Raw genomic sequence first — 16716 nt, forward strand, 5'->3', positions numbered from 1 at the left:
ACTGACCGTGTTGTCTTGTCCTGCGGGTCCAAGCCTGCCATGCCGCCGCGATGCCGTGCCCATCGGCACGGTCCGCGCGTACGGCGTCGGCCCTTCCCACCTGCGGCGCCCGTTCGAATGTGATGTGGACCGCGACATCCCGCCCGCTCGCCGACCTCCGACACGGGCGTGACTTTATCGGTTCCGCGACGGCTCCGGCGGAGCGGGCGCGGGCCCGGTCCGCGGCGAGCGCGGCGCACGCCTGGCCCGGTCCGCGGCCGGCGCGGTCTACAGCGAGGCCATGATGCGGCGCGGCGCGTCCAGGAACCGGCTCACGCCCTGGACGAGCAGCGGCGGCTGGTCGGTGTCGTCGCGCGACACGTTGAGCACGTAATAGACCTGCTCGATGGAGGGCGGGCCGACCGCGAGGGTGCGCAGCGCGGCCTGGCGGCTGTCGGCCTGTCCGGTGCGGACCAGATACGCGGCGGCCATCGAGCCCGTACGGCCGACGCCCGCGCCGCAGTGCACGAAGACCGGTCCCTGCGAGGTCCTCACGATCCGCAGGAACGTGTCGACCTGCCGCTCCGTGGGAGTCTGGCCGTCGCGGATCGGCAGCCGGACGGCGTGCAGGCCCGCGGCGGAAGGCAGGGCCAGTTCCGCGGGCGACAGATCCTCCGCCCTGAGGTCGACGACGGTACGGATGCCCCGGTCGGCCAACGCCCGGTAGCCCGCGGCGGTCGGCGCGGACCCGCGCCACACGTGCGGGTCGACGGCCAGGAAGTGGTTGATGCCCGCCGTCCGCTCGCCGGAACCGGCCGAGGCGCCGTGCCGCGCCCACGCGGAGACCGCGAGCATGCCGCCCGCGGAGGCGGCCCACAGCACGCCGTAGCCGAGCAGACAGCCGAGCAGCACTTTCGTCACCCGCCGCGCCCAGATCCGGGCGCCGGGGGCGGCGGGCGGTAGGGAGCCGGGCCCGAAGTCGCCCGCGGGATCGGGTTCGTGGTCGGTTCCGGGACCGCGCGCCGGGCCGGGGACGGAATCGCGTACGGGATCGCGTACGGGCCACCGTAACGACGTCGGGGCAGGGACCGGGATCGGGATCGGGATCGGGAGAGCGGCCGATTCGGACAAGCGGGGTTCACCACCTGGGGAGCGGAAACCTGGGCACAGGTGCCGCCGTCCCTCCCCGAGGGCAGCGGCCGTCCCGTCAGGCTAGCCGCTGCTTCCGGGGCCAGTGCCCGATTCCGGCACGCGGGCCCTCGCAGGGGCCGCGCAGAGGGCGGGTCAGTGCGGGACTCCCGCCTGTCCCGTGCCCAGGACCTTGGCGTGGGCCCGGTTCACGCTCGCGTCCGAGAGGCAGCCGCGCAGCCGCATCATGTCGTGCGGACTGAGCGCGGGCCGGATGACCCCCGCGAAGACGCCGTCGGCGAGCCGCCCGAGGCTGGCGTCGGGGTTGAGCGAGGAGGTGGAGCGGCGGCAGCCCTCCCACAGGTCGCGGGCGGCCAGCTCACGCGCCCTGGCGTCGTCGGTGCCGTGCACGTCGATCCGGAAGACCACGGTGCTGGCCGCCGCGTCGGGCCTGGACTCCTCGCGGGTCTCGGTGGCCTCCGACAGCACATAGACGAGGTAGACCAGCAGCACGACCCCGGCGGCCGCGCCGAATCCGGTCAGCAGCGGGCGCCGTCGGCGCGCGGGCGGCACCGCCGGGTTGTCCTCCAGTTGGGTGATGACGCCGTGCACGCCGCCCGAGGGGGCGGCGAGCGGCGCGAGGCGGCCCGCGAGCCGCCGTTCCGCGCCCGGCCGCGCGGTGACCGCCGCGATCCGCTGGATCACCCAGGCGACACCGGACAGCGCCGCGCCGGTGACCATGAGGATCGGTACGAAGACGAACGTACGGTTGCCGCCGTCCACGCCGTCGCGGCTGTCCCCGTAACCGCCGCCGCTCGCACCGCCGTTGCCGTTGCCGTTGCCGTTGCCGAGCCAGCGGAAGGGGTGCGCGGAGGTCTCCCTGGCGTGTTCGAGGCGCTGCCGTACTTCCTCCATCCGGGCGTCCGCGTCGCTCAGCCGCCGTTCCAGACGGCCCATCCGGCCGAGCAGGATCACGCAGACGAGGAAGCCCTCGACGGCGAGGAGCAGCACCCCGCAGATGACGGCGCGCTGCCACTCCCAGCGGTAGAGGTAGATCACCAGGTAGATGCCCGCGGCGAGGGTGGACAGGCCGCCGAAGAGGTAGCTGACGTACTTCACGCGACGGCCCCCTTGCGCGGTTCGTCCCGCGCCTCGAGCGCGGCGCGCCCGTCCCTGGGGGCGGGGGCGTCGCCGGACCCGTCCGGCTCCGCGCCCGGTGCGTCGGACGCGCCGCCCGTCGGCTCCACCGTCCCCGTACCGCCGCCCGTCGGCTCCACCGCCCCCGTACCGCCGTCCACGGCGAGGCCGGAGCCGGGGGCGAACCGGCCGACGGCGTCGGTGACGCCCACGACGGTCGGCACGTGGTACTCGCGGGCCAGCACCGCCAGGTGCGACAGGACGCTGCCGGTCTCGGCGACCAGGCCCGACAGGCCCGGCAGCAGCGGCGCGAGCGCCGGGTCGAGCGAGCGGACGACGAGCACGGCGTCCGGCGGCCGTACGCCCGCCCCGTCCCAGACGGTCCCCGCGCCCTGACCGCCGCCCGCGCCCTGGCCCTCGCCTTGTCCCCGACCGGTACGGCCGCGGGCCAGGCTCACCGCCTGCGGTGCGCCGTCGGCGAGCCGGAAGGCGGCGGGCAGCGGCGGGGTCTCGGGGCGCGGGGTGCGCTCGGCCAGGTCGGCCGGACGGCCGCGGCCCGCGCCGACGCCCAGCAGTTCGTCCCAGCGCAGCAGCGCGATCTTGCGCCGCTCGCCGACCAGGCAGTACGCGTCCATCCGGGTGCCGATCTCGCGGACCATCGCGGCCTGCATCTCCTGCACCCAGCGGATGCGCAGCCGCAGCCCCTCACGGACGCTCAGGAAGCCGACACCGCGCGGGACTCCGTTCCAGCCGACGCGCTCGGGCAGCGGGCCGCGCTCGCCCAGGGTGGGCGGCAGCAGGGTGAGCAGGACGGGGTGGTGGGCGATCAGCTCCGCGTCGGTGGCGCCCCGGCCGCGGCCCTCGGCCAGTACGGCCAGCGCCTCGCCCGCCGCCGTCGTCCCTCCGCCCGCGCCGGCGCTCGCGGCGCCTCCCGTACCGGCGCTCGCTCCGCCGCCCGTACCGGTGCCGGTGTCCAGCAGCGCGCCCGCCAGGGACTCCTGGGCGTGCAGGGCGGACAGGGCGTTGCGTCCCCAGGAGACGGCGTTCAGCAGCTCGCCGCTGAGCATCTTCCGGGGCGCTCTGAAGTCGTGCAGCTGCCGGTCGACGTCGGCCATCAGGTCCTGCGCGAGCAGCGGCAGCGCGCCGCGCAGCCGTCCGACCCGCCAGGCCGCGGCGGCGCGGCGGGCGCCGGGGGCCGGGTTGATGAAGTGCAGCACCGGGTGCGCGGGCGGTGTCACGCCGAGCAGCCGCAGGTCAGCGGCGGCGCGGCCCTCGACGGTACGGGCCACCGGCAGCTTGCGCAGCCGCCGCCGGGACGCGGCGCCCGCGATGTCCAGGGCCAGCGTCAGCCCGTGCGCCATCGGCGCCAGCCACAGGTCCTCCTCCAGCGGCTGGAGCACACCGGGCAGCGTCTCGCTCACCGGTCCCGGCCCCAACAGCCGTGCCCCGCGCGGCGGTCGGGCCGCCATCGCGGTGATCGGCCGCGCCTGGAACAGCCACAGCCGCCCGTCGTCCGCGAAGCCGAACTCGATGTCCTGCGGCCCGCCGTACACGCGCTCGGCGCGCCGGGCCAGCCGCACGAGCCGGACCAACTGCCGCCGGGTGAGCGGCTGCCGCTCCCGCGCGGTGAGGGTCCCCGGCTCCGGCCGCCGCTCCCGACGGCCGGGCAGCGGCCGTGCGAGCAGCCGGGTCACCCGGCCGTGCCCCGAGGGCGCGGGTTCGGTGCGCAACAGCCGTCCACGGCGGGTCAGTTGGTAGCGGACGCCCTGCGTGCTGCCGTCCACGAGGCGGTCGGGGCCGCCGGGGACCGCGCTGATCAGGACGCGGTCGTAGCGGCCCTCGACGGGGTCCGCGCCGAACATGACGCCGCCAGCGGAGGCCCGCAGCATGGGCTGGACCAGGACGGCCATGTCTCCGGGGAGGACTGCGGGTTCGGCCGCGTCGTCGGCGTCCCGTCCTGGCCCAGGACCGGGCCCCTGTCCTGGCGCGCTTCCTAATCCGGCTCCAGTTCCGGCTCCAGTTCCGGTTCCGGGTCCGGGTCCAGTTCCGGGTCCAGTTCCGGCTCCGGGTCCAGTTCCGGAGATGTCCTCCGCGGACGGCCAGGGCGGCGACGGCACGCGCGCGGCGGAGTCCAGCACCGCCCGCACCGCGTCGGTGAAGGCGTCCCAGCCGCGTACGTCGAGGACGGACTCGAAGCGGCCCGCCATGGACGACTCGGCGGTGTCCTCGTGCGCGGAGGAGGAACGGACCACCAGCGCGGCGCCGTCCGGTCCGCCCAGCTCCTGCCAGGCGCGGCGCAGAGCCGCCGTCCCGGCCGGGGCACCGGGCGCGCGGGCGGCCGGGACGAGGGCGAAGCCGGGGAGCACCGGCAGCCCCCGCGCCGCCGCCCGGGCCAGATTCGCCGCCTTGGCCCCGGCCAGCGCGGCCTCGTGGGCCAAGGGTGATTCCAAGGGCACCACTGCCAGCTCTTCAGCGTCGACGCGCATCTGCGCTCCTTCCGCGGCTGCCGCCCGGGTAGGCGTGCACCGCCGGGCTCGTGGCCCGCGGCGGACGCGCCTCCTCGACTACAACGTCCCTTCACCCTGGAGACCTTCCCCATCCACCAACGTGACGTGAGGAACGCCTCATAGGTGACCGCCTACCCTCGAAACGGCGGTTTCCGGCCGCCCTGACAGCGGCCGGTCACCGGGCAGTTGACGCGCTGACGGGCTGCGCAGGCTGTCCCCCCAGCGCCAGAGGGTGACGGGCGGTCATGGGCCGGCGATCCGAGGTGGCCGCTGCGGAGATCCCCGGCCGTTCCCGTCAGGCCGCCGCCTCCAGACGGCGTCTCGCGCTCGGGCCGATCACCGCGTCCCATGTGCCGCCCGTCTTGAGCCATTCGCGCACCAGGCGGCCGAAGTCGGGCCAGGAAGCGGCCAGTTCGACGACCCGGCGGTCGAACTGCGCGGCGCCCTCCGGCGTACGGCCGAGAAGCAGGCCGACGCGGTGGACCAGGTCGCGGGTGAGGACGGTCGGCCTGCGGTGGCAGCCGTCGGCCGCGGCGGCGAGCAGGGCGTCCAGGACGCCGGGGTCGCGTTCCGCCGCGAGCGCCATGTCGAGGAGTTCCTGACGCAGCGGCCGGGACAGGTGGGTGCCGGGGGCGGCGAAAACCGGGAGCAGCGTGCGGCGGACGTCCGGCGGGTGGTCGGTCATGAGCGCGGCGGCCAGCGGCAGCAGGACGGCCCGGACGCCGGGGCCCTGTTCCAGCCGCCGGTCCAGGAAGCGGGCGACGTCGGCCGCGCCGTCCGGGTGGTGCAGCAGATGGTCCTGGGCCAGGGCGGCGGCGCGCCGGGCGAGGGCGGGCGAGGTGACCCCGGCCAGTTCGTCCAGCACCTCGGCGGCTCCCCCGTCGGGGTAGGGGGCGCGCAGCCGGGTCTGGAAGGCGGCGAGTACGGGTTCGGGGTGCGTGCCGAGGGCTGCCGCCAGTGCGCCCGCGGGCAGGTGGGGATCGCCCGCCGCGAAGTGCCGCAGCGCCGCGTCGAGATGGCGGGAACGCGTCACCGAATCCCGTACCAGCAGGCCGAGCGCGGCGCCGTGCAGAGTGCAGTCGCCGGGGCGGGCCAGGATCGCGAGGGCCGCGTACCGCAGCAGTTCCCGGTCGGCCTCCGAGCGTACGAACGCGGCGGCGCGGCGGCCGTACGAGGCTGCCGCGACATGGCGGTCGGGGCGCGGGTCGTGCGCCCACCGGTCGACGGCCCTGCACACGGCGGACGGCTCGTCCTCGGCGAGCGCGGCGAGCACTTCGTCGGCGCCGGGGTGCCCTGCGGCCACCAGCGCCTCGGTCAACTCGTCCACGGCGAGCCGCCGGTGGGTGTGCAGCAGCGCCTGCGCGGCGGACGCGACGGTCAGCCGGGGGCCGTCCGCGCCCGGCGCCGTCTGGAGCGGCCGGTCGTCGTCGAACCACCCGCACACCGCCGCCAGGGCCTCGGCCGGCGCCTCCCGCAGCAGCTCCGCGACGGCGGGCAGGAATCGGGTCTCGGGGTCGGCCGGTTCACCGGGTACGGGCGGCCGGTCGGCGGGCAGCAGCAGCCGCAGCAGTTCGAGCCGTTCCCCCAGCGGCAACGGCACCCGCCGCCAGAACGCCGGGCCGAACTCGCCCAGCCCGCCGAGCCCTTCGGGCGTGAACCCTCCGCGCTCCACCGACCGCACCGCGACCCGCTCGGCCAACAGCCGCAGCACGCCCCGGTAGTTCCGCGCGTCCCCAAGCCGCGTCACCACCTCTCCCACCAGATGCGCGGCCCACCACACGGCATCCCCCCGCCGCGCCGACACCCCGTCCCCGCGCCGGGCCCGCGGCCCGCTCGCGTACGACGGTCCTCCGCCTTCGCACGAGGAGTGCCCCCACGCCGCGCCCCCGCCCTCGTCCGGCCCCCCGCACGGCCCCCGACCCGGCGCGCTGTCTCCGCCGTCCAGCCGCTGCCCCGAACCGACCGTCGCGGGACCGCCGCCGGAGACCCACTGCCCGCCGACACCACCGCCGGCCCCGCCCGTACCGCCGCCGCCACTCGGCCACCCGCCGCACGCCACCGACCACCCCGCAGGACCGCCGCCGGACACCCCCGCACCGCCTCCCGCACCGCCAGCGGGCACCACGCCCGCTCCCCCGCCCGGCGCTCCCGCGCTCCCGGCGAGCAACCCCACCGGCCCGCCGCCAACGCCCCCGCCCGTATCCCCGTCCGGCACCCCCTCGCCTCCGCCGCCCCCGCCTCCCTGGCACGGACCCGCGGGCGTCGGGCGGGGGCGCTGGCGGGAGCGGGGGTTCGGGACCGTCTCGGTGTCGAGGTAGGCGTCCGTGCAGGCGTCCCACGCGGGGCGGCGCACGGGGGCCGAGCGGCGCGGCGGCGCGGCCGGGTCCGGGTCCGGGGCGCTGACATGGCGGGTGGGGGCGATGGCCTGGTGGTCGAGGCGGTGGATGAGGTGGCGCAGATGGCGGGTCAGGGTGTCGGGGTCGGTGGCGAGCATGGCCTGGAGGACCGGGCCGAGGCGGTGGCGCGGGACGGGGAGGGAGCGCGGCCCCGAGGGCGGGGCGACGGCCGGGGCGGGCGGGACGGGCGGCTCGCCCGCGTGGACGGCGGCGGGCCGCTGCGGCAGCCGTACCGGCGCCTCCGTGCCGCCCGCCGGTGCCGCGAACCAGCGGTGGACCAGGGCGTGCAGGGCCGCGTCCAGGTCGAGGTGGAGGCCCTGGAGCCAGTCGGCGACCTCCTCGTGCGCGAAGCGGTATCCGGCGCCCGCGGGCACCAGCAGCCCTTCGGTGAGGACGGCGGACGCCCACCCCGTACGCCACGGGAAGAGGTCTTCGAAGGACTCGCGGTCCAACTCCCCCTGCCCCGGCCCCAGACAGCGCCGCGCCGCCTCGTGCACCTGCCCGGCCACCCGCGTGGCCAGCCGCCGTACGCCGTTGCCGCGTACCGGCCGCTCGGCGCTCGCGGCCAGCCGGACCGCGATCCGCAGGCACACCAGGTCCAGGTGGGCGGCGAAGATCTCGGCGCGGGTCGGCGCGGCGCCGTCCGTGGCGGTGCCGCCGGGCAGCGACGCCTGGATCTCGGAGAGCAGGCGCAGCGCCAGCGGGTGCGCGGCGTCGGCGGGCCGCAGGGCGTCCGGCGCCAGGCCGTGGCGGGTCCGCGCGCGGACCGCCTGGACGTCGGTCAGGTCGCCGAGCCGCAGGCAGGGCGGCAGGGCGCGGACGGCGACGTACGGGGCGGGCGGCGGCGCGTACGCCATTCCCGCGGGCAGCAGCGACCCGGCCTGTTCCCAGAACTCCGGGCGGCAGCCGACGATCAGCCGCACCCCGCCCGCGCGCAGCCAACTCGCCGTGCCCGCCGTCCAGTCGGCGAGCGCGTGCGCGAGGACCGGGGGCATCTCCTCGGGCGCGTCGAGCAGGACGAGCAGCGGCCGTCCCGCGGCCCGCGCGAGCGCCGCGACGGCGTCGGGCGAGGCGAACGGCGGGTCGCCGCCCACAGCGCCGCCGCGCCCGGCGGCGGCGCACACGATCCGGGCGGCGGTCCGCAGCGAGCGTTCGACGGCGTCCTTGATCCCGCCGTCGCCCGGCCGCAGTTCGGCGCCGCGCAGCCAGACGGTCGGCGCGGGTTCCGCGCCGCGCGCCCGGCGGGCCGCCAGCGCGGCCAGTTCGGTGCTGCGCCCGCTGCCGGGGTCGCCGACCAGGCCGAGCACCAGCGGCGCGGTCTCGCCCCGCGGCGCGAGGAAGTCCCGTAGCGCGTCGGCGACTTCGGGCCTGGCGACCGGCTCCCGCCACTGGCCGGGCCCGGCCGCGGAGCCGACCGACGTACCCGTGAGCTGGAGCGCGCCCGCGAGGTTGAGGTGCGGACCGTAGGCGGGCACCGTCGCCGCGTTCCTGGCCAGCAGCGCGGCCAGCGGTTCCGGCGTGCCGGGTCCGGCCCGCAGCGGTACGGCGAAACCGGCCGCCCGGTGTCCCGCGTGCAGCGCGGTGACCGCGACCGCGAGTACCGCGCCGGTCGCCGCGTCGATCAGCGGCGCGCCGGAGGACTGGGGCGCGACCCGGCTCATGTCGGTGGCGCCGAGGCCCAGTTCGTAGACCTCCTCCAGCAGGTGGAAGCGGTCGGTGGCGGTGTACGTGACGGACGCGGTGCCGAGGACGACGCCGTCGGTCCACTGCGGGACCTTCAGCCGTACCCGTCGCTCGGGGTGGGCCGGGCCGCGGGGCGCGATCGGCAGCGGCGGCAGATTCAGCCCCTCGGTGGCGACCAGCGCGAGCCCGGCTTCGGGCAGTACGGTGATCGCTTCCGCCTCGACCAGGCACACCTGGTCCCCCGGCGCGTGCAGCACCAGCCGGGCGAGCCCGTCGACCGCCTCGTGACTGGTCACCATCGTGCCGTCGGCGTCCGCGAGGAAACCCGTCCCGCGTGGCCGTCCCGCCAGGTCACAGACCCGCACCAACGCGTCGTCCACGTCGGCCCCGCGTACCGCCATCGGGCACCTCCCCCACCGCCGCGCCCCGTTTCGTCCCGCTTCGACGGTAGGTGCCCGATGATCTCCCGCCTAGATCGCGGAGGAAAAGCGCCCCCCTGTGCTCCCTCGCTTCACTCCGAGCGCCCGCCCATTGGGGTGATTTCCGGGTTCCGGATGGATAGGGAGACGTGAGGGGGGACCGAGGGGGATCGTGGAGCGGGGCCGCTCAGGGGACAGACGGCCGCGCTCCACGGTGTCCAGAGCCCGGCCCGGTCACACCGGGCCGGGCACGGACGCAGGGGGGACGGACGGCTATTCCGGGAAGACCGCCACGATCTTCACCTGGCCGTCCTTCTCCTCCACCAGGGCCAGGAAGCGGCCGTCGGGGCCGAAGACGGCGGTCGGCCCGTCGGGCAGCGCCGGGGCCTTGATGCGGACGCCGTTGGCCAGCAGCCGGGCCTGGTCGGCGTCCACGTCCCAGCGCGGGAAGGCCGCGTCGGCCGCCTGCTCGATCGGCATGACCGTGCAGGACTCCTCCAACTGCTCCAGCGTGCGCGCGGTGTCCAGCCCGTACGGGCCGACGCGGGTGCGGCGCAGCGCGGTCAGATGGCCGCCGACGCCGAGCCCGGCGCCCAGGTCGCGGGCGAGGGCCCGGATGTAGGTGCCGGAGGAGCAGACGACGGTCACGTCGAGGTCGACGGCGCCGACGGCGTCCTCGGGCTCGTCGACCCGGCGCATGTCCTGGACGGTGAAGGAGTGGACCGTCACCGGCCGGGCGGCCAGCTCGAACTCCTCGCCCTCCCTGACCCGGGTGTACGACCGCACGCCGTTCACCTTGATCGCGCTGACCTTGGAGGGGACCTGCTGGATCGGGCCGGTCAGCGCGGCGATCCCGGCGTCGACGCTCTCCCTGGTGACCCCGGTGGCGTCGGCGACGGCGGTGATCTCGCCCTCGGCGTCGTCCGTCACCGTCGTCCGGCCGAGCCGGATCGTGGCGACGTACTCCTTCTCGGTGAGCGCGAGGTGGCCGAGCAGCCGGGTGGCCTTCTCGACGCCGAGGATCAGCACCCCGGTCGCCATCGGGTCCAGCGTGCCCGCGTGCCCGACCCGCCGGGTCCCCGCCAGCCGCCGCATCCGCGACACCACCCCGTGCGAGGTGAGCCCGCCGGGCTTGTCGACGACGACAAGCCCGGACGGGGCCCCCTTCCGCGCCCGGCTCGCCTCCGGTCGCTCAGAGCCGGTATGTGTCATGCGCTTGCCGGACCGCCCTCGGAGTCGGGCCGGGTGTCCGGGTCGGCGGCGGCCGGGACGTCGAGGTCGTCGTCGTCCAGTTCGTCGTCGGACGGCTTGCGGTACGGGTCCGCCTCGCCCGCGTACTGCGCGTCGGTGGCGGACTTGCGGACCTCCTCGTCGGCCGCGCGGGCCTTGGCGAGCAGGTCGTCGATGGTCTTGGCGTTGTCGGGCAGGGCGTCGGCGACGAAGGCCAGGCTCGGGGTGAACCGCACCCCGGTCTGCCGTCCGACCTCGGAGCGCAGCACACCCTTGGCGCTCTCCAGGGCCGCGGCGGAGGCCGCCCGCTCCTCGTCGTCTCCGTAGACCGTGTAGAAGACGGTCGCCTCCCGCAGGTCGCCGGTGACCCGGGTGTCGGTGATCGTCACGTACCCCAGCCGCGGATCCTTGATCCGCCGTTGCAGGGTCTCCGCGACCACGACCCGGATGCGGTCGGCCAGCTTTCGCGCCCGCGCGGTGTCGGTCATCGTCTTCTTCTCTCTGTGTCCTTGGGCGTTCTGCTCACTCGTCGTCGCCGTGGATACGCTGCCGTGCGGACAGCAGTTCCACTTCGGGACGGGCGATCATCCAGCGTTCGCACCGGTCGAGTACGTCCTTGAGGTGTCCGAGGTCTCCCGACACCACCGCGATTCCTATTTCGGCCCTGCGATAGAGGTCCTGGTCGCCGGTCTCCGCCACGCTCACCGCGAATTTGCGGTGCAGCTCGGCGACGATCGGACGGACGAGGGACCGCTTCTCCTTCAGGGACCGTACGTCACCCAGGAGCAGGTCGAAGCACAGCGTGCCTGCGTACATGGGTACGACGTTACAGCCGACGGCCGGGGCCGATCGACGGGATTTCTCCCGCCGACCGGCCCCGGCCCCGGACCGTCGCCCGGCCGTACGGCGTACCGCACGGCCGGGCAGCCGCGTCAGCCGCGCGGCTTCTCGCGCATCTCGTACGTCGCGATGACGTCGTCGATCTTGATGTCGTTGTAGTTGCCGAGGTTGATACCGCCCTCGTAACCCTCACGAATCTCGGTGACGTCGTCCTTGAAGCGGCGCAGGCCGTCGATGTTGAGGTTCTCCGCGATGACCTTGCCGTCGCGGAGCAGACGGGCCTTGGTGTTGCGCTTGACCTCGCCGGAGCGGACCAGCACACCGGCGATGTTGCCGAGCTTGGAGGAGCGGAAGACCTCGCGGATCTCCGCGGTGCCCAGCTCGACCTCCTCGTACTCCGGCTTGAGCATGCCCTTGAGGGCCGCCTCGATCTCCTCGATGGCCTGGTAGATCACCGAGTAGTAGCGGACGTCGACACCCTCGCGCTCCGCCATCTGCGCGGCACGGCCGGCCGCACGGACGTTGAAGCCGATGACGATGGCGTCGGAGCCGGTCGCCAGGTCGATGTCCGACTCGGTGACCGCACCCACACCGCGGTGCAGGACCCGGATGTCGACCTCGTCGCCGACGTCGAGCTGGAGCAGCGAGGACTCGAGAGCCTCCACCGAACCGGACGCGTCGCCCTTGATGATGAGGTTGAGCTCCTGGACCAGACCGGCCTTGAGCGCCTCGTCCAGGTTCTCCAGGGAGAACCGGACACCCTTGCGGGCGAAGCGGACGTTGCGCTCGCGCGCGGCCCGCTTCTCGGCGATCTGGCGGGCGGTGCGGTCCTCGTCCACGACGAGGAAGTTGTCGCCCGCGCCGGGCACGTTGGTGAGACCGAGCACGAGGACGGGGGTCGACGGGGTCGCCTCCTCCACGTTCTCGCCCTTGTCGTCGAGCATCGCGCGGACTCGGCCGTACGCGTCGCCGACCACCATGGTGTCGCCGACCCGCAGCGTGCCGCGCTGGACCAGGACGGTCGCCACGGCGCCGCGGCCGCGGTCGAGGTGCGCCTCGATCGCGATGCCCTGCGCGTCCTGCTCCGGGTTGGCCCGCAGGTCGAGCGAGGCGTCCGCGGTCAGGACCACGGCCTCCAGCAGGGAGTCGATGTTGAGACCCTGCTTCGCGGAGATGTCGACGAACATCGTGTCGCCGCCGTACTCCTCGGCCACCAGACCGAACTCGGTGAGCTGTCCGCGCACCTTGGTCGGGTCGGCACCCTCGACGTCGATCTTGTTGACCGCGACCACGATCGGCACGTCGGCCGCCTTGGCGTGGTTCAGCGCCTCGATCGTCTGCGGCATCACACCGTCGTTGGCCGCGACCACCAGGATCGCGATGTCGGTGGACTTGGCGCCGCGGGCACGCATGGCGGTGAACGCCTCGTGGCCCGGGGTGTCGATGAAGGTGATGGCGCGCTCTTCGCCGTTGACCTCGGTGGCGACCTGGTAGGCACCGATGTGCTGGGTGATGCCACCGGCCTCGCCCGCGACCACGTTGGTCTTGCGGATCGCGTCGAGAAGCCTGGTCTTACCGTGGTCGACGTGACCCATGACGGTCACGACCGGCGGGCGGGAGACGAGCATCTCCTCGCCGCCCTCGTCCTCACCGAACTCGATGGAGAACGACTCGAGCAGCTCGCGGTCCTCCTCCTCCGGGCTGACGATCTCCAGCACGTAGTTCATCTCGCCGGCGAGCAGCTCCAGCGTGGAGTCGGAGACCGACTGGGTCGCCGTGACCATCTCACCGAGGTTGAGCATCACCTGAACGAGCGACGCCGGGTTGGCGTTGATCTTCTCGGCGAAGTCGGTGAGCGAGGCACCGCGCGACAGGCGCACGGTCTGGCCGTTGCCGCGGGGCAGCAGCACGCCGCCCACGGACGGGGCCTGCATGGCCTCGTACTCCTGGCGCCGCTGACGCTTGCTCTTACGGCCGCGCGCCGGACGGCCGCCGGGGCCGCGACCGAACGCGCCCTGCGTGCCACCACGGCCGCCCGGACCGCCGGGACGCCCGCCGAAGCCGCCGGGACGGGGACCGAAGCCGCCGCCACCGCCGGGAGCACCGCCACCGGGGCGCGGGCCGCCGAAGCCGCCACCGCCGCCACCGGGACGACCGCCGCCGCCGGGACCCGCCGGACGGCCGGCGAAACCGCCGCCGCCACCGGGACGCGCGCCGGGACCGCCGCCGCCGGGACGGCCGCCGGGACCACCGCTACGGCCGCCGGGGCCACCGCCGGGACGCCCGCCCGGGGAGGGCGCGGGCCGCTGCGGCATCATGCCGGGGTTCGGGCGGGGGCCCGAGGACTGCGGGCGGGGCATGCCGCCGGGGGACGGACGCTGTCCGCCGGGACCGCCTGCCTGACCACCGGGGCGCGGGGCGCCGCCGGGACGCGGCATGCCGCCCGGGGCTCCCTGGCCGCCGGGGCGGGCGGGACGGTCGTCACGCCGGTCGCCGCCGGGACGCGGGGCGCCGCCGGGGCGCTGCATTCCGGTGGAGCCGCCGGACGTGAAGGGGTTGTTGCCGGGACGCGGGCCCGCGGGACGGGCGCCGCCGGGGCGGGCACCGCCCTGGCCGGGACCGGCGGGACGCGCGGGGCGGGCCCCGCCGTCACGGGTGTCGCGCTGGCCGGTGCCGCCGCTCTGGGCGGGGGCCGGGCGCGCCGGGCGCGGGCCGGGGGTGGCGCCACCGCTGCGCGGCGCGGCCGGGGCCGCGGGCGCCGACGGGGGTGCCTGGAACTCCGCCGCGGGCACCGGAGCCGCCGGAGCGGGCTTCGGGGCGGGCGCGGCGGGGGCCGGCTTCGGACCCGGGCGCGGGCCGGAGCCCGCGGGGGTCGGTGCGGTACCGGCACCGGCGGCCGGGCCGGCGCTCGGGGCGACCGGGGCCGCGGGCGCGGCCGGGGTCACGGGGCCGCCGGCGGCCGGCTTCGGCGCCGGGGCAGCGGGACGGGCCGGCGCACCCGGGGTGGGCGCGGCCGGCTTGGCGGCGGGCGCGCTCTTGCGCGGCGCCGCGGGCTTCGCAGCGGACTTGGTGTTGCCACCGGGCCCCTGGAAAGCGTCAGTCAACTTGCGGACTACCGGCGCCTCGATCGTCGAGGACGCCGAACGGACGAATTCGCCGAGTTCTTGGAGCTTGGCCATGACGACCTTGCTCTCGACTCCCATCTCCTTGGCGAGTTCGTATACCCGGACCTTAGCCACTTCGCTCCTTTTAGGTCCGGGGTGATCGTCCGCCGGACCGTCGCTACTTCATGGGCGTACTCATCGCGTACTCATCGAGTGCTCATCGCAATCTCGACCTACTTCCATCTCGCGAGGTACCTGACCGCACGGTGACCCGTGCCGTTCTTCCTACTTCTTACGGGGCTGCCTGCTCGACGAACCGGCGCAACTCCGCGGTGTCGGGCGTCACCGGGCCTTTGAAGGCCCGGTTGAACGCCCGGCGGCGGACCGCCAGGTCCAGACAGGCAAGGGCGGGGTGCAGATACGCACCCCGACCGGGCAGCGTACCGCGATGATCGGGAACACAGGTGTCACCGTCCACCGCCACACGCAGCAGCTCGCTCTTGGCCGCACGCTCCCGGCAGCCGATGCAACTTCGCTCCGGGCATGCTGGGCTTCGCGTCCGACCAGACACTCTTTAGTCTACCTCCCCGCACCGACCTCACTCCTTCGAGTGTGCCGACGCACGGTTGTTCGTTTCCTGCCCGCCGTCGGCGGAGGGCATGCATCGCCCGCCGCCGACCGCTTTCGGTCCGTGTTCCGGGCCCGGCCCTCAGCTCTGCGGCTGCTCGGTGTCCGGGCGGATGTCGATCCGCCAGCCGGTCAGCCGGGCGGCCAGGCGGGCGTTCTGCCCCTCCTTGCCGATGGCGAGCGAGAGCTGGTAGTCGGGCACGGTCACCCGCGCCGACCTGGCACCGGCGTCGACCACCTCGACCTTGGAGACGCGGGCCGGGGACAGCGCGTTCGCCACCATCTCGGCCGGGTCGTCCGACCAGTCGACGATGTCGATCTTCTCGCTGTTCAGCTCGGCCATCACGGCCCGTACCCGCGCGCCCATCGGGCCGATGCAGGCGCCCTTGGCGTTCAGCCCCGAGCGGGTCGAGCGGACCGCGATCTTCGTACGGTGTCCGGCCTCGCGGGCGATGGCCTCGATCAGCACCGAGCCGTCCGCGATCTCCGGGACCTCCATCGCGAAGAGCTTCTTCACCAGGTTGGGGTGGGTCCGCGACAGGGTCACCGACGGGCCGCGTACGCCCTTGGCGACCCGGACCACGTACGCCCGCAGCCGGGTGCCGTGCCGGTAGTCCTCGCCGGGCACCTGCTCCTGGACCGGCAGGATCGCCTCCAGCTTGCCGATGTCGACCAGCACGTTCTTCGGGTCCTTGCCCTGCTGGACCAGGCCGGAGACGATGTCGCCCTCGCGGCCCGCGTACTCCCCGAAGGTGATGTCGTCCTCGGCGTCGCGCAGCCGCTGGAGGATCACCTGTTTGGCGGTCGACGCGGCGATCCGGCCGAAGCCGGTCGGGGTGTCGTCGAACTCGCGCGGCTCGGCGTCCTCGGCGACCTCCTCCGGGTCCTCCTTCGCCCATACGGTCACGTGTCCGCTGGTGCGGTCCAGCTCCACGCGGGCCTTGCGGTGGCTGCCGGGCTCGCGGTGGTACGCGATGAGGAGCGCCGACTCGATCGCCTCGACCAGCAGGTCGAACGAGATCTGCCTCTCCTGCACCAGACCCCGCAGGGCCTTCATGTCGATGTCCACGGCTACGCCTCCTCGTCGTTCTCGTCGTTCTCGTCGTCTTCGTGTACGTCGTGTACGTCTTCGTCTTCGTCGTGCACGTCGTCACCGGCCGCGTTCTTGCGGTTGAACTCGACCTCCACGCGGGCCTTCTCGATCTCGGCGAAGTCCGCGCGGGCGGGCTTGGGCTTGCGGCCCTTGACGCCGGGGACCTCCAGGTCGAGACCCGCGTCGTCCACCGTCATGATCCGCGCGATCAGCTCGCCGCGCTCCTTGAGCTGGAGCTTCACCAGCCGGCCGCTGTTGCGCCGGAAGTGCCGGGGCTCGGTCAGCGGCCGGTCGGTGCCCGGCGAGGTGACCTCCAGGACGTACTCCGCGTCGCCCATCGCGTCCGAGGCGTCCAGCGCCTGCGAGATCTCCCGGCTCAGCGCCGCGACCGCGTCGAGCTGCACGCCCTCGTCCGAGTCCACGACGACCAGCAACTGCCGCCGCTTGCCCGCGGCCGTCACCGTGACCTCTTCCAGATCCAGTCCCGTCCTCACGACGAGCGGCTCAAGCAGCCCGCGCAGCCTCTCGCTCTGGGTGGTGCTCATCCGGGTGACTCCTCGGCCGCGTGTGCTG

The 16716-nt window shown here is 75.0% G+C and carries 11 protein-coding genes and 1 pseudogene; all 12 read right to left on the reverse strand.

The features are described from left to right. Positions 1-267: 267 nt before the first annotated feature. The 12 genes and pseudogenes from ACZ37P_RS22975 to rimP all read right to left on the reverse strand — a co-directional run bounded on the left by ACZ37P_RS22975 (position 268) and on the right by rimP (position 16688). Positions 268-1110: a phosphatase domain-containing putative toxin gene (locus tag ACZ37P_RS22975; protein ID WP_467348398.1), complete on the reverse strand. Its 843-nt coding sequence runs from the start codon at positions 1108-1110 to the stop codon at positions 268-270. Between the two features lie 153 nt (positions 1111-1263). Beyond that, on the reverse strand, positions 1264-2226 hold the full coding sequence (locus ACZ37P_RS22980) for a hypothetical protein (protein WP_467348399.1): 963 nt from the start codon (positions 2224-2226) through the stop codon (positions 1264-1266). Further along, entirely contained in the window at positions 2223-4154 is a 1932-nt protein-coding gene (locus tag ACZ37P_RS22985) for a PEP/pyruvate-binding domain-containing protein (RefSeq protein ID WP_467348566.1), read from the reverse strand. The genes ACZ37P_RS22980 and ACZ37P_RS22985 overlap by 4 nt, the downstream gene beginning before the upstream one ends. Before the next feature lie 273 nt (positions 4155-4427). Further along, positions 4428-4730 (reverse strand): annotated as a pseudogene (locus ACZ37P_RS22990) (PEP/pyruvate-binding domain-containing protein); the annotation flags it as partial. A gap of 316 nt (positions 4731-5046) precedes the next feature. Further along, positions 5047-9231, reverse strand: coding sequence for a serine protease (locus ACZ37P_RS22995; protein ID WP_467348400.1), 4185 nt, complete (start codon positions 9229-9231; stop codon positions 5047-5049). 291 nt (positions 9232-9522) lie between these two features. After that, positions 9523-10461 carry a tRNA pseudouridine(55) synthase TruB gene (truB, locus tag ACZ37P_RS23000; protein ID WP_355349784.1) on the reverse strand — a complete coding sequence of 313 codons (939 nt, stop codon included), beginning with the start codon at positions 10459-10461 and terminating at the stop codon, positions 9523-9525. Next, positions 10458-10967, reverse strand: coding sequence for a 30S ribosome-binding factor RbfA (rbfA, locus tag ACZ37P_RS23005; protein ID WP_391050311.1), 510 nt, complete (start codon positions 10965-10967; stop codon positions 10458-10460). Before rbfA ends, truB begins: the two co-directional genes overlap by 4 nt. A gap of 34 nt (positions 10968-11001) precedes the next feature. Beyond that, a complete protein-coding gene (locus ACZ37P_RS23010; protein WP_355349778.1) occupies positions 11002-11295 on the reverse strand; it encodes a DUF503 domain-containing protein in 294 nt (97 codons plus the stop codon). Between the two features lie 116 nt (positions 11296-11411). Beyond that, positions 11412-14558 (reverse strand): translation initiation factor IF-2, encoded by a 3147-nt coding sequence (gene infB / locus ACZ37P_RS23015; protein WP_366823806.1) that lies wholly within the window; start codon positions 14556-14558, stop codon positions 11412-11414. Between the two features lie 157 nt (positions 14559-14715). Then, positions 14716-14994 (reverse strand): YlxR family protein, encoded by a 279-nt coding sequence (locus ACZ37P_RS23020; protein WP_467348402.1) that lies wholly within the window; start codon positions 14992-14994, stop codon positions 14716-14718. Between the two features lie 138 nt (positions 14995-15132). Next, a complete protein-coding gene (gene nusA / locus ACZ37P_RS23025; protein ID WP_188279440.1) occupies positions 15133-16119 on the reverse strand; it encodes a transcription termination factor NusA in 987 nt (328 codons plus the stop codon). 2 nt (positions 16120-16121) lie between these two features. Further along, a complete protein-coding gene (rimP, locus tag ACZ37P_RS23030; RefSeq protein WP_355350314.1) occupies positions 16122-16688 on the reverse strand; it encodes a ribosome maturation factor RimP in 567 nt (188 codons plus the stop codon). Positions 16689-16716 lie beyond the last annotated feature (28 nt).

This window comes from Streptomyces sp. NPDC024632 (genome assembly GCF_055559175.1).